The organism is Sulfurovum indicum, assembly GCF_014931715.1.
GTDB lineage: Bacteria > Campylobacterota > Campylobacteria > Campylobacterales > Sulfurovaceae > Sulfurovum > Sulfurovum indicum.
Genome location: NZ_CP063164.1, coordinates 2,179,116 through 2,201,698, shown reverse-complemented (window position 1 = coordinate 2,201,698; position 22,583 = coordinate 2,179,116). Strand labels below are relative to the sequence as shown.

At 39.6% G+C, this 22,583-nt stretch carries 18 protein-coding genes and 1 pseudogene; 12 read left to right on the top strand and 7 right to left on the bottom strand.

Annotated features, from left to right (window positions below; all coding sequences use genetic code 11):
* The first annotated feature begins 20 nt into the window (after positions 1–20).
* Together clpP and def are read left to right on the top strand one after the other, a co-directional pair.
* Positions 21–608 (top strand): ATP-dependent Clp endopeptidase proteolytic subunit ClpP, encoded by a 588-nt coding sequence (gene clpP, locus IMZ28_RS10915; RefSeq protein ID WP_197548611.1) that lies wholly within the window; start codon positions 21–23, stop codon positions 606–608.
* Between the two features lie 12 nt (positions 609–620).
* Entirely contained in the window at positions 621–1,148 is a 528-nt protein-coding gene (gene def, locus IMZ28_RS10910) for a peptide deformylase (RefSeq protein ID WP_197548610.1), read from the top strand.
* A 141-nt stretch (positions 1,149–1,289) separates the two neighbouring features.
* On the opposite strand, the gene IMZ28_RS10905 is transcribed toward def, so the two are convergent.
* Positions 1,290–2,009, bottom strand: a complete 720-nt coding sequence (locus IMZ28_RS10905; RefSeq protein ID WP_232087481.1) for a rhodanese-like domain-containing protein — start codon at positions 2,007–2,009, stop codon at positions 1,290–1,292.
* A 209-nt stretch (positions 2,010–2,218) separates the two neighbouring features.
* On the opposite strand from IMZ28_RS10905, the pseudogene IMZ28_RS10900 reads away from it, so the two are divergent.
* From IMZ28_RS10900 to IMZ28_RS10865, 8 genes and pseudogenes are all read left to right on the top strand, one after another.
* Positions 2,219–2,437, top strand: a pseudogene (locus tag IMZ28_RS10900) (magnesium chelatase domain-containing protein); the annotation flags it as partial.
* Positions 2,438–2,662: 225 nt separating this feature from the next.
* On the top strand, positions 2,663–3,964 hold the full coding sequence (locus IMZ28_RS10895; RefSeq protein ID WP_197547840.1) for a site-specific integrase: 1,302 nt from the start codon (positions 2,663–2,665) through the stop codon (positions 3,962–3,964).
* A gap of 21 nt (positions 3,965–3,985) precedes the next feature.
* Entirely contained in the window at positions 3,986–4,636 is a 651-nt protein-coding gene (locus tag IMZ28_RS10890) for a hypothetical protein (RefSeq protein WP_197547841.1), read from the top strand.
* Positions 4,593–7,490: a site-specific integrase gene (locus tag IMZ28_RS10885; protein ID WP_197548608.1), complete on the top strand. Its 2,898-nt coding sequence runs from the start codon at positions 4,593–4,595 to the stop codon at positions 7,488–7,490. Before IMZ28_RS10890 ends, IMZ28_RS10885 begins: the two co-directional genes overlap by 44 nt.
* Positions 7,491–7,612: 122 nt before the next feature.
* Entirely contained in the window at positions 7,613–8,266 is a 654-nt protein-coding gene (locus tag IMZ28_RS10880; RefSeq protein ID WP_197547844.1) for a LexA family transcriptional regulator, read from the top strand.
* Between the two features lie 28 nt (positions 8,267–8,294).
* Positions 8,295–11,240, top strand: coding sequence for a DNA methyltransferase (locus IMZ28_RS10875; RefSeq protein WP_197547845.1), 2,946 nt, complete (start codon positions 8,295–8,297; stop codon positions 11,238–11,240).
* A gap of 14 nt (positions 11,241–11,254) precedes the next feature.
* Positions 11,255–14,959, top strand: coding sequence for a DEAD/DEAH box helicase family protein (locus tag IMZ28_RS10870; RefSeq protein WP_197548607.1), 3,705 nt, complete (start codon positions 11,255–11,257; stop codon positions 14,957–14,959).
* Positions 14,960–15,059: 100 nt separating this feature from the next.
* Complete coding sequence (locus tag IMZ28_RS10865; RefSeq protein ID WP_197547848.1) at positions 15,060–15,635, top strand: hypothetical protein; 576 nt, start codon at positions 15,060–15,062, stop codon at positions 15,633–15,635.
* Between the two features lie 43 nt (positions 15,636–15,678).
* Here the strand turns inward: IMZ28_RS10865 and IMZ28_RS10860 are convergent, their stop codons facing one another.
* Positions 15,679–15,987: a hypothetical protein gene (locus IMZ28_RS10860; RefSeq protein WP_197547849.1), complete on the bottom strand. Its 309-nt coding sequence runs from the start codon at positions 15,985–15,987 to the stop codon at positions 15,679–15,681.
* A gap of 192 nt (positions 15,988–16,179) precedes the next feature.
* Between IMZ28_RS10860 and IMZ28_RS10855 the strand changes: the two genes are divergently transcribed.
* Positions 16,180–17,475 carry a YifB family Mg chelatase-like AAA ATPase gene (locus tag IMZ28_RS10855; RefSeq protein WP_232087480.1) on the top strand — a complete coding sequence of 432 codons (1,296 nt, stop codon included), beginning with the start codon at positions 16,180–16,182 and terminating at the stop codon, positions 17,473–17,475.
* A gap of 61 nt (positions 17,476–17,536) precedes the next feature.
* On the opposite strand, the gene IMZ28_RS10850 is transcribed toward IMZ28_RS10855, so the two are convergent.
* Entirely contained in the window at positions 17,537–18,508 is a 972-nt protein-coding gene (locus IMZ28_RS10850; protein ID WP_197548606.1) for an iron-sulfur cluster assembly scaffold protein, read from the bottom strand.
* 100 nt (positions 18,509–18,608) lie between these two features.
* A complete protein-coding gene (locus tag IMZ28_RS10845; RefSeq protein WP_197548605.1) occupies positions 18,609–19,811 on the bottom strand; it encodes a NifS family cysteine desulfurase in 1,203 nt (400 codons plus the stop codon).
* Between the two features lie 204 nt (positions 19,812–20,015).
* Here IMZ28_RS10845 and IMZ28_RS10840 point away from each other — a divergent pair, with 204 nt between their 5' ends.
* Positions 20,016–20,402 carry a SpoIIAA family protein gene (locus IMZ28_RS10840; RefSeq protein WP_197548604.1) on the top strand — a complete coding sequence of 129 codons (387 nt, stop codon included), beginning with the start codon at positions 20,016–20,018 and terminating at the stop codon, positions 20,400–20,402.
* Here the strand turns inward: IMZ28_RS10840 and folE are convergent.
* The 3 genes from folE to IMZ28_RS10825 form a co-directional block, all read right to left on the bottom strand.
* A complete protein-coding gene (gene folE, locus IMZ28_RS10835; RefSeq protein WP_197548603.1) occupies positions 20,399–20,977 on the bottom strand; it encodes a GTP cyclohydrolase I FolE in 579 nt (192 codons plus the stop codon). The genes IMZ28_RS10840 and folE overlap by 4 nt on opposite strands.
* An 84-nt stretch (positions 20,978–21,061) precedes the next feature.
* A complete protein-coding gene (gene mutY / locus IMZ28_RS10830; RefSeq protein ID WP_197548602.1) occupies positions 21,062–22,054 on the bottom strand; it encodes an A/G-specific adenine glycosylase in 993 nt (330 codons plus the stop codon).
* Positions 22,051–22,569 (bottom strand): hypothetical protein, encoded by a 519-nt coding sequence (locus IMZ28_RS10825; protein ID WP_197548601.1) that lies wholly within the window; start codon positions 22,567–22,569, stop codon positions 22,051–22,053. Before IMZ28_RS10825 ends, mutY begins: the two co-directional genes overlap by 4 nt.
* Positions 22,570–22,583: the final 14 nt, after the last annotated feature.

Genomic DNA, 22,583 nt, shown 5'->3' with positions numbered 1-22,583 from the left:
TTACTAATTAAAGGCAATTCATGAGTTATATTCCATATGTTGTAGAACAGACCGGCAGAGGAGAGAGAAGTTACGATATCTATTCACGTCTTCTCAAAGACCGTATTATTATGCTCAGTGGAGAGATCAATGATGCTGTGGCATCTTCTGTGGTTGCACAGCTTCTTTTCCTTGAAGCAGAGGATCCGGATAAAGATATCTACTTTTATATCAATTCTCCGGGAGGTGTAATCACCAGCGGTTTTTCGATTTTTGATACGATGAACTACATTAAGCCCGATATTGTGACCATTTGTATCGGTCAGGCAGCTTCGATGGGTGCATTTCTTCTTGCTTCGGGAACTGCAGGAAAGCGCTATGCACTTCCAAATGCCCGGATTATGATCCATCAGCCTCTTGGCGGGGCACAGGGACAGGCGACAGACATTCTGATCCAGGCTGAAGAGATCAAGCGTCTCAAAGATACACTGAATGAGATTCTGGCCGAAAAGACAGGAAAGAAGATCAAGCAGATCGAGAAAGATACAGACAGAGACAACTTTATGTCAGCCAAAGAAGCGGCAGAGTACGGACTTATCGATAAAGTTCTGACGAAGAGTTTCGCATAAGGGTCGAAGAGGATGGTTAGAGAAATAGTGGTCTACCCCGACAAGCGTCTTAAGTTTGTCTCTAAAGAAGTGACCAGTTTTGACAGAGAACTTCACACCCTGCTTGATGATATGTACGATACTATGCGTGCCAAGAACGGTGTAGGGCTTGCAGCCATTCAGATCGGTATAGACAAAAGAGTGCTTATTATCAATATCCCTTTGGAGAATATCCCTGAAGGGGAAGATGAACAGCCAAAAGAGAATACGCTTGAGATCATCAATCCGGTTATTATTGAAAAAGACGGGTCTACCAAGTTTCAGGAGGGATGTCTCTCTGTTCCCGGAGTATATGAAGAGGTAGAGCGTGCCAAGCATATCAAGGTAGAGTACTTTGATAGATACGGTGAAAAACATGTTATTGAAGATGATGATTTTCTTGCGATTGCAATCCAGCATGAGATTGACCATTTGGACGGGAAAGTCTTCATCGAGAAACTATCTTTTATGAAACGCAAAAAGTTCGAAAAAGAGTGGAAAAAAAGGCAAAAATCCTTATAAGAACCTATATGGCACCGGAGAGATATCCGGTGTACTTTGTGTACCCTTCAAAACCTCAGGCACAATCTAAACGATTTTGAAGCTTTTTGCAGGTGAATTTGGCTTATTTTAAACCAAAAACCAAAAATGCACAATCACCAATCAGTTTTCCATCGTTGATGTCATACTCAACATGAGCCAGTCATGCATCCCGCCCCTGTACCACTTGATCTTTTCCGGTGGGTATCCCATCTTAAGCAGATGTTTGATCATTGTGGGTGACTGGGCACACCAGGAGCCGTTACAGAAGAGGGCAATGGTTTTTGCCCGGGAAAAATCATATTTCCCGTTCTTTTCTTTCACATTGAGGATAGCCAATGCCTCTTTAAATTCTTCAGGAAAACTTTTGTTATGGGAGATATGATCGTGTGGAATATTGATCGCACCGGGTATGGTTCGGTGCTGATACCAGTTCTCCAAACGGGTATCGACCAGGAGTTTGTCCGGATCGCTTTGCATCTGTTTAAGATAATACAGGATCTCCAGTTCTCCAAATGTTTCTATTTTCGGATGCAGCTGCATTGGCTGTATCTGCCCCACACTGGTTATGAACATTGCTCTGCAGGGCTCGGGTACTTCACTGCTCACATAATGGTTCTCCCACATTATTTCATTGGTAATGGGTATATCAAGACATTTAGGATCGACTTCACGTTCCACCGTGATCTTTCTTGTCTGGTTGTTTTCCTGTATATAGGTGATTTCGACACCGCTGTATTGATAGACTCTGAGGTTTTCAGAGAATAGCGGAGACAAAAGCAGACCAAACACCAGAGCACTTCTCATGCTGTCTCCCTTATGGATAAAGTTCTTCTCTTTCATGATATCTTATCATCTATTAACAGTGACAGGAGATAAGAGGAAAAACCATATAAACTGAAGTTTTTGTGTATAAATCAGACTTAAAAATATGACAATATGACATATTTTTTACTCTTTTTTGAAAAAGTGTGCATTATTTTGATATGAATGCACAACAAAATAGTGGTAATCCACCCAAAAAGATTAAAGTAAAGCAAAAAGAGGAATCGATTGTAAATCGTCTTACCTGCGCAACACTTGAGGGTGTCAATGCCAGGGTGAACGAAGTGGAGGCGACATTTACCAAAGGACTGCCTGGTTTTTCTGTAGTAGGACTTGCCTCAAGTGATATTCAGGAGGCCAAAGAGCGTGTCAAGTCAGCATTGCTTACCAATGAATTTATCTTTCCTCCGTTGAAGATCACTATCAATCTCAGCCCATCTGATATCTTCTAAGGCATATTAACTACTTAACTACAAACTAAGAATAATGTGAATTTTACCAAAAAACACTATAAAATCTACAAAAAATTTCATAATTCTAAACATTCTCGGATATATAAACTCACAAAGTGTAAATACTAATAAATAATATTTCACAATTTGTGAATTATTCATGATGTTAGCATTTGTGCATGATAGAATTTCCTTAATTGCTTTTTAAAAGGATATTCCATGATTGTTAAAAAGGCTGACTCTTACATTATCTCCACAATATTCAATAACGAGGTAGTCACCTTGGTTGATTCAGAAGGGTGGAGTATTTGGATGAAACAGGTTAGAGACCTTTCTAATAATACCATACATGCCTTTCTCAAAAGCATGGAAAGGTTTTGGGAGTGGAGTCTTTATAATCCTATTGGGCTTCAAGAGCCTTTTGCATCCTATCAGGCGCGATACAGAAACCAACTACGGTCTGGGTTCGAGATCACCGTTAGGGAAGAAAGTGAATGGGATGCTGATGGTATTGAGGTAACGGTTCTTCAAAGTGCGCCGCTTGGAAAATCAACAATCAATAAAGAGATTGCGGGGATTAACTCTTATTTTTATTTTACAGAAGAGAGCGAACTGATAGAAGATCACCGTTTCATCAATCATCTGCAGGAAAGACACAAAGCCGCAAGAAGTTTCCTCGCAGGCGTTCAGATCAGGAAGTCCCCTCTCGCACTGGAAGCTTCTGGTTCAAAGGTTAAATATCTTCCACCATACAAAGTACCGAAGAACAGACAGCGTATTAAATATTTTCCGATGGAATTGTTCGATGAGCTGCTTGAGATATCCAAACCGAGAGAAAAGCTGCTTTATATTTTGTGCGGTGCGTGTGCGGCACGAATCGGACAAGCTCTAAACCTTACCCTGTACGATATCGACTATGAAAATCGGGAAGTGTGGCTGATTGACCCCAAATCGGATGATATCGATATCTACAACAACAAAAGACGGGTGTGGCTCAAAGAAGAATACGATATTGACATGATGCTGGATAACGAGCACAATACACCCGATCTGCAATTTAAATACCCTATTCCTCTTAAACACGAACCACTCTACTGGCTGAGCGACAAATACCGTGATATGTTCTTTGAGACCATTGAATCGTATATGAAAAGCAAAACCTATGTATCCGAGTTTGCACGCTATCCGAGACATCCCTTTTTCTTTACGACAAGTACGGGGAAGAGAGTGCATAGCAGAGATGCTTTATCCCGTTTGAAATCAGCACTTAAAAAACTTTACCAAAAACATCAAGAGAGTGTGGACAAAAAACTGCTTGATCTTGGATTTCATTCACTGCGTCACATGTTCGGTCATGCGCGGGCAGAACTTTATGCCCAAAGCGGCAACGATGCCATTCCATACATTACAATGAATGAAATGGGGCATAGTAATTTCGAATCAACACTTGTTTATTTCAATATGTCAAAAGAGACAATAAGAGACTTGATATCAAGCTACTTGGAGCGTTGCGAAGAGTAAAACTTATTAAAGAGGGACAACATGAAACACAAGGCAAAGAACGACAATTTGAAAAAGCATCAGCAGGCACTTGTAGAGAGAAATACGGCATTGATCAAAAGGGTTATCGAGCATATTAAACAGCTTGACGGCGAGATCACGATGTCAATCGTCTCAAAGGTCAGCTATGAGATTGCCGACAGCAAGAAGGGTGAAAAGGGGATTACACTTGCGGGCATATCTAAAAACAAGGTTTACCGCGCCTTGGTTGAAGAGGCTGCGGCAAGTGCCCGCATGGGCGAAAAGCAAAACCGGAGGGGAAGACCCCCGAAACATTATTCGGACGGCGATATCCGAATGATGCTTCATGCTCTGCGTACAGAGAATGCATTACTTAAACGCGAGAACACCATTTTATCCCAACAGCTAAAGGAGGTGCCAAATGCCATAGAAGCAACCGAACCGGTACCCGATATGATCATTCGGGAATACAACGGAGTTAAAAATGCAGCAAGGTCTATGGTGTCAAGACTGTGCGAAATGGAGTTGACCTATATAGACAGCGAAACCGAATGTCTGAAGGTGGCACACTACAACGAAGTGGTCGTACCGAAGGAGGCATTGAAGCTTTTTTACCAAAAGGAGTTACATGACATACAACGCAAGATTCGAGAAACTGCTCCCGACAATTAACATCAGTGACGAGTTTCTGATTATAGAAGATGCCTATACGACACTGGGAGAAGATTGGCTCGCCTATGTGAAACATACACTCAGCCTTGCCTTCAAAAAGGATACGAAGTTCAAAACGATTCGAGACGCAGTGAAAAAGCCGCAATCACTTCTATCTCTCAGCGACAAAGCCAAAAATCTTCTCGGCATGGGAGAAGATTTTTGCGTGATCGATATCGATATCGACAGAAACAATCAAATAAAAGTCACACCGATCATGGGCTATGATGAGCTGATCAAGATTTATTTTTCATCTGAAAAACAGAAAGTTCACGGCATGGGAGTTAAAGCGATCATCGATAGATTCTTTGGCTACCAGTGGGGAAAGAAGAAACTTCTTTATCCGATCAAGAAGGTGCCGGAAGGTTATCAAAGACCGGATAACTGGAATGAGATGATCATGGAAACGGAATTGTCGGTAAAGTTGACTACATGGTTCACACAGCAACTCAAGGGGAAAGCAAAAGCAAACTATTACCATAGAAGGCAGGCATTAAACCGGGTATTGTCTGCAACAACGTGGTACACGCTCTCTCAAATCAGCGACAGAGAACTCACGCTTCTTAGAGATGCGATCGTGGGGAATGAACACCAAAGCGACGGAAGAAGAACAAACGAGTTTGACATATTGATCATCAATGATTTGCGGTATATGCTGATAGACAGCGGAAGAGACGATATTACGCCTCCCAGAGATATTGCAAGAGAAAAACGATCCGATTATTTCGGTGAGGGGTCTTCCCTTGACGAGCGTTTTGAGTGGGTTGATACGGAACGGTTTCCAAACCTGACAGAGATCAAAGAAAAGGCGTATGACTATATCCACAGACTGAAGATCGAAGGTGCGGCGGCAGGAACGATCAACGGAAAGGCAACGGCAGTCAACAACTTCTTTAGGTTTCTGATGGATGTTTATCCGTTTGAGAAGATCGATATAGACAGGATCGATGAGTCTTTCGAGCCGGGCAGCTCAAAAAGCCTTCTTGGATACCTTGAGGAAGTTAGGTCAAGCAGGGAAAGCGCTATTACAGAACTGTATAAGATCATACAGTTTTTGGTGCATTGTGAACTCTACTCGGCAAAATCCCGAAAAAACACACCACAGCAGAGAAAAAAAGCCAAGCGAGAACCATATAGGGATGCTATGCCCAAAGAGATGGTGGCGCACATTGTTGAAATTCTCAAAAACAGACCTCCCAACAGCACCACAAGATGGAATCGATACAAAGCCGACAGTTCATGGTGGGAGCATGATGTCTATCCCGTCTATCCGATGATGATGCTCTTTGGATACTATATCCCGATCAGAGGGGAGCAAGTAAGAAACCTGTGCAGAGAGAACTCCTTTGTTTTTGATTCATATGGAAAGATCGAAAGATTTGTCATCAATACGGACAAAAACGTGAACAAGAGATATCTGCATGAAGTTCCGTGCGTATGGGATGACTTGCAGGCATTCGTTCCTTTTCTCAAGTGGCACAAGGAATACTTTCCTCATTTGTCGAAAGTCAAATATCACAATGACGACAACTCTCCGTGGGAAGATATCGTGCCGCTTATGATCACACCGCAGGTACTTCGCCCTATGAGCAAAAAAACTCACATGGATTATCATAAACGCGTACTGTGCCAGTATCAGATTGAAGTTATGGAAAAGGCAAAAAAGGAAGGTCACAGCAACTATCCTGTGGTTGCATGGAGAAAAGACAAAAAACCGTTTTTTAAAAGTGTTGAAGAGCTCAACAGGGCATCAAGTACGGCAATGGATAACATCGGGATCAGCTATGATATCCACTCTTTAAGGGTTACGGGTGCAACACGGTACTTGGAGGCTGGTGTCGGAATCAAGACCGTAATGGATCTTACCGGACATGCCAGTGCAGAAACACTGATACGTATTTATGTGCAGCTTACCAGAGAAGAGAAGGAACAGACACTCCGTTCCGCGGCAGAGAGAATATTCTTCGGCAAAAAGGAGGACTTGATAGAAAATACCGATCAGCTCATACGGGGCGAGTTTGTCAGCGCCTATAACAAAGGAAAGGATGAGATCAAGCATTCGCTTGAAGAGAATAAACTCTTTTCACTTTACCGGAAAGCTTCGGCAACAAAAACGGCAAAAGAACTCTATCCGGGTGTGGAGATTGCGCTGGAGAAGCATCCGACCACTTGGAGACCGATGATACACGGTATATGCCCTGCCGTCAAATGTCCCGAAGGAAGAGAGAACAAATGCTCATTGTGTCCTTATCTAATCACAGGGAAGCTCTTTATAGACGGGGTTGTGCATCAGCTCAACAATCTGTTTGCAGCCTTTCAGAGAGAATCGGTTGTTATTGAAGAAGAGAAGAACAAAGGATATGAAAATCATGCAAAGATCGAAGCGCAGGAGACACGCCTTGAAGAGATACTTGGCTATCAGGAGATACTTGACAGAATCAAGCATGACATGGAGCAGGAGTGTGAAGAAAGCAGCTTGGTTCAAGGCAAGGATCTCGCAAGGGGGCACCGAAAGTCATTGATCGTTGCAGAGAAAATACCTACGGAACTTGCGTATCTCAAGAATGCTTACGATGCACAGTTATTGGGGGTGGAGAAAGATCACTTCGGTATGAAGATATTGACAATCAAGGCGATGAAAGTGGCAGTTGAAATGGGCGACAAGGATGCTTTCGACTCTATAGGGAGGGATGAGTCAAAAGCGATTGATTTGTTGATGAGCTATTACACCAACGGAATAGAGCATAAAGAAGATATCGGAAATTTCATATCCTCTATTGGCATATTGCCACAAAAGACAGAAAAAAGTCCATAAAATTTACAAAATGTGTAAAACTTTTTCAAAAATTACACATTTTGCACTTTATTTTGTGTAAAATTACAGATTTGTGTATGAAATTGCTATAATAATACCAATACTGTAGAAGGATTCACAAAATGAATACCATAGAAGACATTATTGACAGGCTGATAGATATTCTTGAAAAAGAGCGGGGAGAAAAGGTCTATGTTAAAGACGTAGCCAAAGCCCTCAAAATGTCTTCTTCCCAACTCTCCAACTTTAAAAGCAGAAAATCCATTCCCTATGATAAAATTACAGAATACTGTGCGAGAAACCGTATCAACATCAACTGGGTACTCTTCGGGCAATCCGTAGAAATGCTCAATTCCGAGGTGGAAAGTGTCTATAGGGTCAAGTTGATAGAGGGGGTGCATTCCTCTGCCGGAGGCGGAGCGTTTAATGATGAAGACGTTGAGTTCTCATATCTTACGATAGACCCGATCTACAAAGACCTTCTCGGCATTAACAATATTGATGAGATAGAGGCAATCAGGGTTATAGGCGACTCAATGGAGGACACGCTGCATGAGGGGGCAATCATCCTTGTAAATCGCAAAAAGACCGAGCTCTCCAACGGCGGCATATTCGTCATCAATACCCCCGGAGGAGTGTTCGTTAAGCGCGTTGCCATTAATCCCACCGGAGGGGTTGATCTGATCTCCGACAACAAGAGTTATGAAACGCAGACTATTCCTTTTGAGGATGTGACGGTGGTGGGCAGAGTTATTGGGGCTTTGGAAAAGATATGAATGTTAAATTATTATGGAGCAATAAGGCATGAACACACAAACACAATTTATAGACTTGCTAAAAACAATATTTCAATTCAATAAAAATAAAATTGATCTTGATTTCGGAGTCTATAAAATTTTCAAATATAAAGAAAACGAGATTGTAGACTTTATTGAGAAGAAGCTTCCTGCTTTTATTGAGGAGGCAGTCAAAGATGTTGGTGAATATGATATTTATCGAGATGTTTTGAATTTCTTTGGCAGATATTACGATCAAGGGGATTTTTACCCCACTCCGGTATTTTCCAAAAACAAGCATCATATCTTTAGGCACAATGGAGAAGAGATTATTTTCTCATGGGCAAACAAGGATCAATATTATATTAAAAGCGTGAATAGCTTTCAAGAGTATAAGATAGTTGATATCAGTGTAAAAAACAGGAAAAAAGCATTTAAAAATGTCACTAATATTAAATTTCTTATTGACGAAATAGAGGAAGAGAAAGGTACTACAAAATCTGGAAGAGCATTTGTGTTGAGTGAAAACAAAAAGCCACAAGTTTCAGATGATGGAAATAGTTTTTTAATTTACTTTGACTATAAAAAAAGCAAAACCCCTGTAACCCTTGAGGCATTGAAGAAAATTTTTGAATCAGAAAAAATAGAAATTGAAAACCTTGAGTTTCATTTCAAAAAATTCAATAGTCTCCACAAGTCAGATTTTTTTATTCATAAAAATCTTGATTCTTTTCTAACAATGGAGCTTGATTATTATATTAAGACTGTTGTTCTGGATTTGGATAAGCTTGAAGTTGAAAATGATTTGCTGATAAAAAGAGCTATTGCCATTAAAAAGATTGGAGCTTTTATTATTGAATTTTTAGCATCAATGGAAAACTTACAAAAACTTTTGTGGGAGAAGAAAAAGTTTGCATATGATGTGAACTATATTATCACACTTGATAAGATACATCTACCTTTGTTGAGAAAGATTATATCGCATGAGAAATTCAATAAGCAGGTAGAAGAATGGAAGAGTCTTGGCTTAATTGAAAAGTTTCCTAAAAATTCATTCATAGACTCAAAAACAAAAGAGATCAAGGAGGAATATAAGTATTTGCCCTTAGATACTGCCATATTTGAAGATCAAGATTTGACTTATAGTGTGCTTGAACATATTGAGTATCTGGATGATACTATTGACAGTATTCTTGTTAACAGTGATAATTTTCATGGTATAAACTTTTTAATTGAAAAATTTAAAAAACTGATAAAATGTGTATATATCGATCCCCCATACAATACAGAAACCGATAGATCGAATGGGACTTTCCCCTATAAGGATGGGTATCCAGACAGCACTTGGTTATCGCTACTTGGTAGTCGCATAGAGGCATCTTTACCATTATTAAGCGATAATGCAGTGATCTTTTCAAGTATTGATGATAATGAGGTTGATAATTTGTTAAAGCTGTATAAGTCGCTTGGCTTTGATTTTGTTAAATTGCTACCAACGATAATGAATTTAAAAGGAAATAATGACGAATATGGTTTTTCTGGAGCACACGAATATACAATTTGTAGTATAAAAAATGGTAAAGTTGATGGTGCCATTTTAGAATTAAATGTAACTGAGGACGATATTATAAAGTGGGAGACTGATGAAAGAGGCTTTTTTAAAAAGGGGGCAACTTTAAAATCATCAGGAGAAAACGCACCAAGAACAAAGAGGCAAAATTTATATTATCCTATCTTATTTAATAAAAAGACAAACAAAGTAGAAAGTATCCTTTTTGAAGAATATGGCAAAATATATAATAAGGAAAACAATACTTTTAACGATAATTATATTGAAGAGTTAAGGACAAAGTATCAAAAAAAAGACTATGTCTTTTTATTACCTCTTGACGAAAAAGGTTCAAAGTTAACATGGAGGTGGTCGTTTGAAAAAATACAAAAGGAATCTTATGATGTAATTCCTGTCAAAACAAAAACAGGTGTTACTCTTTATAAAAAGCAGCGACCTGAACTAAAAGATTTTCCGACAAAAAAAGCAAAATCCTTCCTATATAAGCCCTCATATAGTAGTGGAAATGGAACCGCGGAACTTAAAGAATTGTTTAACTCAAAACCATTTAAGTCTCCAAAGCCATTAGCTTTGGTAGAAGATTTGATTTCATTGGGTTCCACCCCAGAGAGTGGATATATACTTGATTATTTTTTGGGAAGTGGAACAACAATACATGCAGCAATAAATCAAAAAAGGCTAAAGCAAGATTTTAAAGTTATTGGAATCGAAAATGGTGAATATTTTGATAGTTTAATTATAAAGAGAACAAAAAAGGCTATTTATTCAGATAGCTGGGAAGAAGGTAAAGCCCAAAAACCTAACGGAATAAGCCAAATAGTAAAATACTTCAAACTTGAACAATATGAAGATGCATTAGAGAATACCGTTTTCAATAGTAGTGACTATAGTGCTATTAAGGCATTTAAAGATGGTCTTGAACCCTTTAAGGAATACATGACTGAACACTACCAAAAAAGCTATCTTTCTCTGTATGAACACTTCGGAAAAAGCCACTCCCAATCACTTATGATGAAGATTGAAGATGAGCTATTGAATAAACCATTTGACTTCAAATTGAAAATATATGAAGATGGAACCATAAAAGAAAAAACAATGGATTTGGTTGAAACATTTAATGCTCTAATTGGCATTAATGTGATGTCTATCAAAATGAGACAATATGAAGGAAAAAGGTATGTTTTTGTTGATAGTCCAGACATTTTAGTGATATGGAGAGAGTTTGACAATCTGAAGGAAGTGATGCAGACAGAATACAAAAATAAAGAAATGGAGTTCATGAAACAAGAAGTTGATATGAATGATAAAACGATTTATATGAATGGAGTATGTCAAACACATTCTCGTATTGAATTTGATGCAAAAGAAACGCTCTTCGCTCTTCGCGAAAAGCTAATTGACTAACGGGAGTTGAGCGTATGCCATATCAAATCAAAGTTAATGGTCAATCCCCTATTGAGGTTGATGGTTCAAATATAAGTGCCACAGATGCAAAGAATGTTATTGAAAATCTTATGAAAGAGGAAAAATATGCATCGCTGATCCCTCTTATACAGAACAATGACAAAATCAAGTGTACACGCCTTATGGGATCAAACAAAAAAGATTCTTACCTGAACAAGTATCTTTATCTGTATGAAATATTCTTGTCTCTATTTGGTGTTCAGTCGTGGCAGGAGCTTAAAGAATTATACTATAGGGATGAGTATGGGGATATATCGATAGACTCCATACATAAAGTTGATATAGACTCGGATTATCTGGAAAAAGCCATAGCATCTGTCTCTTCCTATGAAAAGGAATTAAAAAAATCATATCGTGATCCAAGTTTCTCCTTTACTGACTATCAAATCTTCGCAATTTTATTTACAGAGCTTTTTCTCATGCAAAAAGAACATGGGAATAAAATATTTTCATTTGGATACCCCGCCAATATTGATGGGATAAGAGTCTATTCCGATGAAAAGGTATCAAAAATCATTGATACACATAGCGAAGAAGAAAGAATGCAGCTTGTTGCACATCTGATAGGTGACTTAAAAAGTAATGGTGCTCCAAAAGGATCATTTGTTGCAAAGTATGAAAAACTTCTTTCTATTGTAAATAATGAAAATAAAACTCTTCAGCAGGCACTCTATGAAGTGTTTGACATTCTTTCAATTAGCTCATATCTACAGGAGAACAACAAACTCGCCTATTATATGGCTACAGGTAGTGGCAAAACTGTTATATTGCATACCAATATTTTGCAAGCATATAAATTCTTTGGGAAAAAATCAAACTTTTATCTTATTGTTCCTACTAAAGAATTGGGAAAACAACACAAAAAAAACCTTATTTCATTTGGCTTCAAAGAGTCAGATATTGGCTTTTTTGAAGATGAAAAAAGTGCTAAAGCTACTGTAGGGAAAAAAGTTAAGGAGATGATGGAGGCTTCCTATCCTTTAAAAATACTGACCAATTCCCAATTAAGTGCAGTCAATAAGCAGAATATTTTCTTCGCAGATAAAAATATTGTTTTTGTCGATGAGGGACACAAGGGAGAAGCAAAGGAAGAAGGCTGGAGAAAGGACAGGAAAAGTATTTTAGGATGGGGAGGATTCGCCTTTGAATACAGTGCAACTTTTTCACATGCAATAAAAGACAACAACAAGTTACTACAAGAGTATTCAAAGGCTATCATTTTTGACTATGCATATCAAAAATTTTATACAGATGGGTATGGAAAACAAGCTGAGTTTGAACCTAAAGAGATAATTAAAAATGACTTTGATAAGGAGTTGACGGATAAAGAGTCTTATAAGCTTTTTGTAAAGGATATAATGGCTTTTTTAGAGCAACAACTGTATTTCAAGGATCATAAAGGTAAACCAAATTTTGAAGCTTATTTTTTCAAGAAGCCTCTAAAGCTGATGATTTGCCGAAGGGTGGATGATGCCAACAATGAATCTGATGTTAAAAAAGCTATAACATATATCCAGAACCTTTCCTTGATAAAACAGGAGACACTTCGGTATATTAAGGAAAATCTTCCATATTTTTCATACATATCGACCATGAAACCGCTCGAAATCTATAATGCAATATTCCGTTTTATTTTTCATGCAAAATCTCCCGCACCAATTGAAATATATGAACTCAACAGTAAAGAGCTTGGTATCAAGGTAGCAAATGCTGAAGAGTATTTCGCAACAGTGTATGTTGGCGAAGTTTCAAAAATAGGAATTAGCGAAGTAAGGAAAGACCCTCTGCAAAAAAGTCTGATTGATACTTTTTTTAAATCACAAGATGGCGACAATCCACAAATCAATATTGTAATTTCTGCAAGAATGCTGATTGAGGGATGGGATACTCAGCGTATTTCCTCTCTATCGTTATTTGACTTTGGAAAACAAGAAGGTAGCCTTATTGTTCAATTATTTGGGCGAGGAGTAAGGCTTCATGGTTCACAGGAGAATAGACTCAAGCGATCAGGCGAGCATCCCATCATGGAGCGATTCAATATTTATGGATATGATTCTAAATTTTTAAAAACATTTATTAATGAGGCGGAACTTAGCGATATATCAAAAGACATAATGATTGAAGTTTATATTGATAAAAATACGGATATGCTAAACAAAAAGCTTCCTATAGTGAAACCAAAACATTCATTTTCGACGCTTCCTTATACCTATCAATATGACAAAGATATTACTGAAGAACTATGTTCTAAAATGATAAAAAAGTATCATCTTGATAAAGGTGACTATTCTTTCTCACTACTTCCTCTTGTTGATGTTAAGGCGCTATATAAAACTTACATCGAAACTACAAGCTACTTGAATTATCACATACCGTATGCAGACTTCTGTCAAACAGTTGTAAAAATTTTTGGATTAAATTTTAGGCTCAAAGAAAAAGATCAATTTAAAAATGTCAATTCTGTAGAGCAAATGGCAAATAGGCTGGTTGAATATTTCTTTGATAGCGCATATAAGCTAAAAAAGAAACAAGATGAACTCTCTACGCCAATGGTTGAACAATTGAGTGAAGACGACCCGAATGTAAACTTTGAGAAATATACTATTTCTGGAACAGAGGAAAGAATAGCAAACTTTATAGAACATTTTGAACAAAATAAAGGTCGTTTTTTTATATCCAAACAAAGTTATGATAGATATGGTTCATATGTTATTGAAGGTAGTATTTTTTCTTTCCTTTGCGACATACATGCTTATTCCCCATTGCTTGCTGAATATGGTCAATTAAGGATCAGCCCCGACAGACTGGTTGAGAGTGAACAAGATTTTGTTCATAAAGTCAATAAATACCTTTCTGATAATGATAAAAATAAGTCATACCAAGAAATTTATCTTTTAAGAAATCAACAAAAAATAGGTTTTAATGGCTATTTCCCAGACTTCATTCTTTGGGTTATTGACAGAAACAATATTACGCATTTTGTCTTTATCGACCCCAAGGGAGTTAGCAGGCTAAATGTTGATTCAGTTTGGGAAAAAATGCTGTTCTCTATGGAAATTAAAAAAGTAGAAAAGTCTATTAGAAAAGAGTATCCTAATCTGCGCCTTCACTCGTTTATATGTGCAACGAAAAGTATTGATGAGTTGTCACAGGATAAGGTTTTGAGTAGTTTCATTGGTGGAAAAATTACTACAAAATTTACTGGCGACACAAAGCAGTTGTCTTCACAACAATTAGCTACGGCACTTACACTTTTAAATGTTTTGTCCATTCAGGATCATGATCTTATTGAAACCATAGTGACAACAGTGTGCAAAACAGAGATAGACGACTCCCTGAAGGGTTTTTTTGAGGTTATATTTCCAAATCAAAAAACAAAGCTTAACGAGTATTGGAATGACAAAAAACGAAGACTTAAAGATTGTAGTAATATTACAGGTCGATTGCAATCAGATGCCTTTTATACATATAAATATATTTTAAAAGATGAAGAGGCAAGTCGTAAGCTGTGTAAACAATTTGCGACTGGAGTGTGGAAAGATGCTATCTTAGATGCTGGATTTGAACTTCTAAACATTTCTTTTGCTGGCATGTTAAGACCTGGCTTAACACTATCAAAGCAGGCATTAGGTTTTGTTCAATCAAAAATTTCTAACTAAAATATTCTTTTTATTTTTTATGTCTTTAGCCCATATAAATAGCTTTGGGGCAACCAAAAGTCATCTCAACATAATAAACGGGGCAAGCACCGAATGCGTCATGCACAAATTCTATACCAACAGCGGATGGACACAGATAGAAGGCGAAGTCGGACGCAACGGTATTGACGGGCTCTACTACAAAAAACGCAACGGCGTGATCAGGGGGGTACTGATCGCGGAAAGCAAATGGAACACATCAAGGCTTGGATTGAGCGGTAAAGGCAAGACCATTAGGCAAATGTCTCAAGAATGGGTCATAAGGGTGCTTAAAAGGCTTCAAAAATACAAACCTATACCCGAATATAGTTCAATCCTGAAACTCGTTCAAAACGGGCAATACAGGGCACGGCTATTCCGGCTTAAACCGGTAGGTGAAGAGAGCATACAGATATCCATCTACAAGATCAAAAACAAAGGCTTTAAAACATTTGAAAAGATCAAAGAGCGGCAGCTAAAGCCGATCAATATCAATCATCCGTCAAACAGTTTTGAGAAAGGTATTATCAGAGCGTACAATGACTGCCGGCGAAAATATTTGCACCGCTACCTTCCAAGTCTGCCGGATATCGAAATTGAAAGATTAATGAACGACAACTATATTCAGCCAAAAGATATTAGTCGTGATCACCTATAGATATGCTATTGACGAAAACGGTAAGATTGATTCTATCGAGGAATTATTTTAATTTAGCCAGTTCGTCGAGTATATTGTTTAATCCATCATATAAACCTCGTTTGTAATCCCCTTCAAGCAAACATGAGTTTGATTTCATTTGGTAGTCTATCTGTTTTTTGAATTGATGAGGCAGATTTTTTTCTATCTGCAGAAAGTAGTATGCAAGTTCGGAGGCATATTTTAAAGCAGTAAGCCTTCCTTCCCGATACTTGTCTGTTTCGGTGATGGTGTTCTTGTTGAATTGATACATGGTTATTTGAGAATAGATGTGGTTGCTGACAGACGATAAAAAATCTTTGGATGTCTTCATGAGTATCCCTTTATAAATGATAGTGAGATGAGATTTTATAGTATATAAAAGGGAAATTGGTGATAAATACACAGTTTGTGTATTTACTTGAAAGTTAAGTGTTCTTTTTCGTAGTGTATTTATTAACTATGTAGAAACAAAGATATATCGTGATTTGTGGTTAGTTGATTTCGTGGTTATATCTTAGAATTTGTGAAAAAAAACGGTACCCATTTTGACCTCTCTCTGGCACTGCTTGTAGCGATGAATAAAAAGGCCTTTGATTATAAGGATCTGTTTGTTTTTGGTGAACTGGGGCTTGACGGGAGAGTGAAGAGTTCATCGATGCTCTTCCCTTTGATCTTGTCTCTTAAAGAGCAGGGATTGATTGAGCGGGCGATCGTGCCTAAAGAGGCAATGGAATATTTGAAACATATCTCAGGTGTGCAGTTTATTGCTGTAGAAACACTGAAAGAAGCGATCGATCTTATGCATAAAGGGGAGTTTCGGGCGCAGTCTGTGGAGTTTGAGTATGATGCCAGAAAAATAGTACTTAGAGATATACCTTACTATTACAGAACAGACTATCGGTATGACTTCAAGGATGTTAAAGGGCAGATGGTGGCCAAACGTGCAGCGATGCTTGCTGCTGCCGGGATGCATAATTTATTTATGGAGGGGAACCCCGGGTGCGGAAAAAGTATGATTGCCAAGCGACTGTGTGATATTTTGCCACCGGTGAGTGAGAAAGAACTGCTCTCCATTGCCAAGCACCAGTTTCTTGATGGACAGATACCGACTTTTGAACCCAGACGTGTGCAAAGGGCTCCTCATCATACCGCAACCTCTGCTTCCATCTTTGGTGGAGGTTCAGGCAGTGCAAAGATAGGAGAGGTCGCCCTTGCAAACCATGGAATCCTCTTTTTTGATGAACTACCACACTTCTCCAAGAGTGTTCTTGAAGCCCTGAGAGAGCCGTTGCAGGACAGAAAGGTGCATATAGCCAGAGTCAATGCCAAGATAGAATATGAGGCTGATATTATGTTTGTAGCAGCACAGAACCCCTGTCCATGCGGCAACCTGCTTTCAAAAAATAAAAGCTGTAGATGTTCTGAGGTAGAGATAAAACGTTATCAGAACAAACTTTCCGATCCGTTCCTTGACCGTATAGATCTTTTTGTTGTAATGCAGGAGGTACAAAGCACAGACAAGGCGGATGTGACTTCAAAGGCAATGCATGAAGCGGTACTTAGAGCCTTTGAGATGCAAAAGAAGCGAGGACAGCCGAGACTTAACGGTAAGCTGAGTGAAGAGGAGATAGAGGCATTCTGTCAACTGAACAGTGAGGCACAAAAGATACTTGAAGGTGCCATAGGAAAGTTCGGGCTTTCACACCGGAGTATAGCTTCTGTGAAGAAAGTGGCACGCACCATTGCCGATATTGAAGGGCATCAAACAATAGAGAAACGGGATATACTGGAGGCATTGAGTTACAGGAGAAGAAAGTAATAGAGTATTATACAGTTTGTTCCATATCAGGTGATACGGAACAAAAGGGAAGAGAAAGAAATTAGATAGGAAGGACTCTGATGTTCGGATCAAGTTTCTCTTTGAGGGTATTTTCAATGGCAAAGAGTGTGCCTGTACTTGCACTGGCACATCCGTTACATGCACCAAGATATCTGATATAGATATCGATATTCTCTCCATTGTCTTTAATATCAAGGATCTCCATATCTCCACCGTCCATGATGAGCATTTGGCGGATATTATCATCAATGATTTTATCGACCGCTTTGATCTTCTGTACGATTGTCATCTCTTTGAACGGAACATCAGCACCTGATGCAGTGGCATCTGCTGCTTTTGATATCTTCTCTTTTTCATACTCTTCCAGAAGGTCTACAAGATAGATATCTTTCTCTTCATGACCACCAGGTTTGATACAGGATTTACAGAAAGCCCCGGCTTTTGTATAATCAGTGATCTGCTCTACAGTGGTAAGGTCATTGAGACGGATTACTTCTCTAAGTGTTGAGAGGCTTACACGTGCACACTCACATACAATGATCTCCTCTTCAAAAGAGTCGATATCAACACCTTTATACTGGGCTGCTGCTTTTTTAATAACATCATATGCCATGACCGAACAGTGCATCTTTTGAGGTGGAACAGCCGGTGTATCAGGTTCATCACGCATTGCTTTTTCCACATCGATATTGGTGATCTTCACTGCTTCATCAACGGTCTTGCCTTTACAAAGCTCTGCCATTGTATCTGAAGAAGCGATCGCTGTACCACAGCCAAAACTCTTGAATTTTGACTCGAGTATCACGTCGGTTTTTGGATCCACTGCCCAGTATAGACGTACGGCATCCCCGCAACTCTCCGCACCGAAGTCGGCAACGATGAGTTTTGCACCCATTGCTTCAGCCTCTTCTTCGGTAATTTCACCCATATTTTTTGGGTTGTTCATTAATTCTGTTACTTTGTTGCTGTACTCATCCCAGATGGTACCGCCAATCAAACTATCCATTCCCATAATAATTCCTTTTTATATTGTATTCATTTTTAGGCAGGTACCCATAAAGGGCACCTCTACGTATGCTGTAGGGGCAAACTCTTGTGGTTGCCCTTCTCTATCAGTGGTGTGCATCAAGTCCACTCTCATGCCCCTCAGGTGCATATGCATAGGAGCTTGAAATATTTCTAAGTCTCTCGACTGCCTGTTTGACCGCATCCAGCGTATAGTCAAGTTCCTCTTGTGTCGTATAGCGGCTCAAAGAGAAACGGATGGCTGTATGTGCCAGATCTTCAGCTGCACCGATTGCTTCCATGACCGAGTTCGCTTCCAGATCTTCACTGGCACAGGCAGATCCTGTACTTGCTGCGATTCCTGCACGGTTAAGGTCCCAGAGCATTGCTTCACCCTCGATCCCTCTAAATGAGATCAGTGTGGTGTTTGGCGTTCTTTTCTCTCTTGGTGTGACAACAAAAGTATCTTTGATCTTGAGCAGTTCATCTTCAAATGCATCTCTCATCTCTCTGATATCGGACATTTCAAAATCAAGTGCATCGACTGCTGCTTCCATGGCTTTACCCATCCCTACAATTCCGGGTACATTGAGTGTACCTGATCGGTAACCGCCCATCTGTGATCCGCCGTGGAGGAGTGGTGTAAGTTCTCTTCCCTTTTTAATGTAGAGTGCACCAACCCCTTTAGGACCGTGGAACTTGTGTGCAGAGAATGTCAGGTAGTCAACATTCATACTTTGCACATCCACCGGTACCTTGCCAATAGCCTGAACTGCATCTGTATGGAAAGGGATACCGTATTCTGCACAGATCTCTCCGATCTCATAGACCGGGAAGATCGCTCCTGTTTCATTGTTCGCCCACATAATGGAGACAAGAGCTGTTTTATCGGTGATCACTTCTCTTAGTGTGTCAGGCTCTATGAGACCCTCATGGTTGATCGGAAGATAGGTGACGCGGCATCCCATGCTTTCGATAAATTTGGCTGTGGCGATAACGGAAGGGTGTTCTACCTCAGAGACCACGATATGATTCTTCTTGCCTGTAAGGATCTGTTCAAAGTATATGCTTTTGAGTACCCAGTTGTTGCTCTCTGTTGCACAGGAAGTGATGACGACACTATCCTCTTTTGGTGCATGGATCCCTGCATAGATCTTTTCCATAGCTGTTTTGAGTGCCGGATGGGTTTCACTGGCAAAACTGTGGAGAGAATTGGGGTTGCCATATCTTTGCACGAAGAATGGTTCCATCTCTGCAAAGACGTGCGGATCGACGATAGTCGTTGCATTATTATCTAAATAAACTCTCATTAAATTCCTTTGAGAACGATTTTCATTTTAATTAAGACTAAAATAGTCCGAATTGATTTCCTGCATAATACGCTGTTTTTCTTAAATTGAGATAAAATAGTATCTAAAAGAGACGATTTTACTCCTATTTAAAGTGTTATCATAGTCATTTTTGGTTGGTAATTTACTGTTATAATAGATAAATTAAACAAAAAAGGAGTAGAAATGGCACTAAAAGTAAAAGAACATGGTATTGGGATAGCGATCAAACGTGCGAAAAAAAAGCTTTTTATCGAGGTATCGATGCTGGGGAAACTGACCCATGAAGATTATCAGATATTCGTTCCCATGATAGACAAAGCACTGAAGAAAGCCAAAGGACTGGAAGTAGATCTGCTGGTTGATATGCGTGCCTTCAAAGGCTGGGAGATGAAAGCGGCATGGGATGATCTGAAGTTTGGGCTAAAGCACCGAAACGCCTTTGACAAGATGGCGATCGTAGGTGACAGGCAGTGGGAAGAGATCTCTGTAAAAATGATGGCCCATTTCATGGCAGGCAAGACCAGATTCTTCAAAAATAGAGAAAAGGCACTCTCCTGGCTTTTAACCTAAAAGTTTGAAGGTGCGGGTGTGTTGATAAGGTTGTAGAACTCGTTACGGGTTCGTTCATCACTTTTAAAAAGTCCGCGCAGTGCCGAAGAGACAGTAGTGGAGTTGATCTTCTGTACCCCTCTCATCTCCATACACATATGGCGTGCATGCACAACCACCGCGACCCCTTTGGGTTTGATGGTCTCCAAAATGGCATCGGCGATCTGCTCGGTCATCTGCTCCTGTATCTGCAGACGGCGGGCATAGACATTGACAATACGAGGTATTTTACTGAGTCCAACCACTTTGCCGTCAGGGATATAGGCTACGTGGCATCTTCCGATAATTGGCAGCATATGGTGTTCACACATAGAGTAGAACTCGATATCACGTACAAGTACCATCTCGTCATTGCTGGTGGAAAAGAGTGCCTGGTTGAGGATTTCTCTGGGGTCCTGATGGTACCCTTCTGTCAAAAACTGCAATGCTTTGGCTACACGGCTGGGTGTCTTAAGCAAGCCTTCTCGCCTGGGATCTTCTCCCAGCAGTTCCAATACTTTTGTAATGGCTTGTTCAAATTCTTCTTCTTTATTCATCTATTATACCTTCAGTCAATCTAATAAAATCTTTTCAGTTTCTAAAAGAAAAGCATACCAAAACTCTTTACTCTTCACTCTTAACTATTCACCTGAAATGGTATGTAAATACAATTTTATAATTTTTTCATCTACTTTTGAGATCGCCAGTTTTTTGATCTCACTGACCGAAAAATAGTGTTCCTGTTCAGGCTCTGTTTCGTAGTAGGCAAAGACATTGCAAACCAGCTTGAAGTGGGTATAGGTATGGGTGACCATCCCGATGTGTCTGGTTGCACACTGGGGCATTTCAACACTTTCAAATCCCCATAGTCTATGAAGAAACTTCCCTGTACGCTGGGTAAGTGAAAGTTTGTCATCATAGATATGAAGCTGGATATTCTGTTCTCTTACAGGTACTTTTCGGCTTTTTTTTACAGGGTAGTGCTCAGGATCTTTTTTGCCATTGCATATCTCTTCCAGAGGGCACTCTCCGCATTCAGGCTTTTTAGGAAGACAGATGGTCGCACCGATATCCATCATTGCCTGATTGTAATCGAAAGGATTGTTTTTGTCTACCAGTCTGTAGGCATATTCCCATAGGTGTTTATCGTTTGGGGATTTTAGCAGGAAGAGACGGCACAGAATGCGTTTGACATTTGCCTCCATAACGGGAACAGGCTGTTTGAAGGCAAAGGCTGCTACGGCATGAGCTGTATTTTTACCGATGCCGGGCAGTTTGATAAGCTCATCTATTTCTGTGGGTAACGTAGGGGCAGCGCCTTGTGCCTGCCCAATGAGTGTTTGAGCAGTTTTGTGCAGGTTCCTGGCACGGTTGTAGTAACCCAGCCCTTCCCACATTTTGAGTACCTCATCAAGCGGTGCATCTCCAAGTGCTTTGAGCGTAGGGAACTTTTTCAGAAAAGGAAAATAGTAGCGCTCCAGTACAGTTTTGACCTGTGTCTGCTGCAGCATTACTTCACTGAGGTAGATGTGGTAGGGATCATCGGTCATACGCCAGGGCAGGTTATCTCTTCCGTAACGGGCATACCACTCTTTTATCTTCAGTTGTGCTGCACTGATCTCCCTGTCTGTCATCCGCCCCAACCATGCATCTTTTTGGAGATCAGGACATCGTAGTGTTCAAAAAGATCATCGATGGTATTGGTCGCAACATAATAGTTCTCTTCCAGCAGTCTCATCCATTCATATCGCTGGATATGGTCTTTTTTGGGAAGAAAAATAATGATATTTCCCGCATTTTTCATGATAGGATGTACCCGTTTTAGGAAATCCTCCCGTATAGACTCTTCTACAGCGGCTGTGACGAACACATACTCAAAAACCTTGCCTTGTACCATATAACGGGGACGCGACAGGGTGAATTTGACAGGTTTGATGCTCTCTTGTGTATCAAATGTTTTCTGCAGAGTTTCAAAATAGTCCGTATCCAGACAGTTGATCTGATATTCATACCCCTTTTTTTCTATGAATTCTCCAATGGTCCGGGGCATGGTCTCTCCGCTGTCTGCAAAATGAACGATACGTATCATAGGATAGTCCGGAACAATCTGCAGCAGTTGTTTTAGTTTCTCTTCTTCGATGGGTTTCATATTCGGAGTGTAGC

Bases quoted from the DNA above. Each gene is read 5' to 3' on its own strand.
- def (WP_197548610.1), top strand. From the start codon at position 621: ATGGTTAGAGAAATAGTGGTCTACCCCGACAAGCGTCTTAAGTTTGTC.
- IMZ28_RS10870 (WP_197548607.1), top strand. From the start codon at position 11,255: ATGCCATATCAAATCAAAGTTAATGGTCAATCCCCTATTGAGGTTGAT.
- IMZ28_RS10865 (WP_197547848.1), top strand. From the start codon at position 15,060: ATGCACAAATTCTATACCAACAGCGGATGGACACAGATAGAAGGCGAA.
- IMZ28_RS10905 (WP_232087481.1), bottom strand. From the start codon at position 2,009: ATGAAAGAGAAGAACTTTATCCATAAGGGAGACAGCATGAGAAGTGCT.
- IMZ28_RS10885 (WP_197548608.1), top strand. From the start codon at position 4,593: ATGACATACAACGCAAGATTCGAGAAACTGCTCCCGACAATTAACATC.
- IMZ28_RS10890 (WP_197547841.1), top strand. From the start codon at position 3,986: ATGAAACACAAGGCAAAGAACGACAATTTGAAAAAGCATCAGCAGGCA.
- IMZ28_RS10845 (WP_197548605.1), bottom strand. From the start codon at position 19,811: ATGAGAGTTTATTTAGATAATAATGCAACGACTATCGTCGATCCGCAC.
- IMZ28_RS10825 (WP_197548601.1), bottom strand. From the start codon at position 22,569: ATGAAACCCATCGAAGAAGAGAAACTAAAACAACTGCTGCAGATTGTT.
- IMZ28_RS10895 (WP_197547840.1), top strand. From the start codon at position 2,663: ATGATTGTTAAAAAGGCTGACTCTTACATTATCTCCACAATATTCAAT.
- IMZ28_RS10875 (WP_197547845.1), top strand. From the start codon at position 8,295: ATGAACACACAAACACAATTTATAGACTTGCTAAAAACAATATTTCAA.
- IMZ28_RS10840 (WP_197548604.1), top strand. From the start codon at position 20,016: ATGGCACTAAAAGTAAAAGAACATGGTATTGGGATAGCGATCAAACGT.
- clpP (WP_197548611.1), top strand. From the start codon at position 21: ATGAGTTATATTCCATATGTTGTAGAACAGACCGGCAGAGGAGAGAGA.
- IMZ28_RS10880 (WP_197547844.1), top strand. From the start codon at position 7,613: ATGAATACCATAGAAGACATTATTGACAGGCTGATAGATATTCTTGAA.
- folE (WP_197548603.1), bottom strand. From the start codon at position 20,977: ATGAATAAAGAAGAAGAATTTGAACAAGCCATTACAAAAGTATTGGAA.
- IMZ28_RS10850 (WP_197548606.1), bottom strand. From the start codon at position 18,508: ATGGGAATGGATAGTTTGATTGGCGGTACCATCTGGGATGAGTACAGC.
- IMZ28_RS10860 (WP_197547849.1), bottom strand. From the start codon at position 15,987: ATGAAGACATCCAAAGATTTTTTATCGTCTGTCAGCAACCACATCTAT.
- mutY (WP_197548602.1), bottom strand. From the start codon at position 22,054: ATGACAGACAGGGAGATCAGTGCAGCACAACTGAAGATAAAAGAGTGG.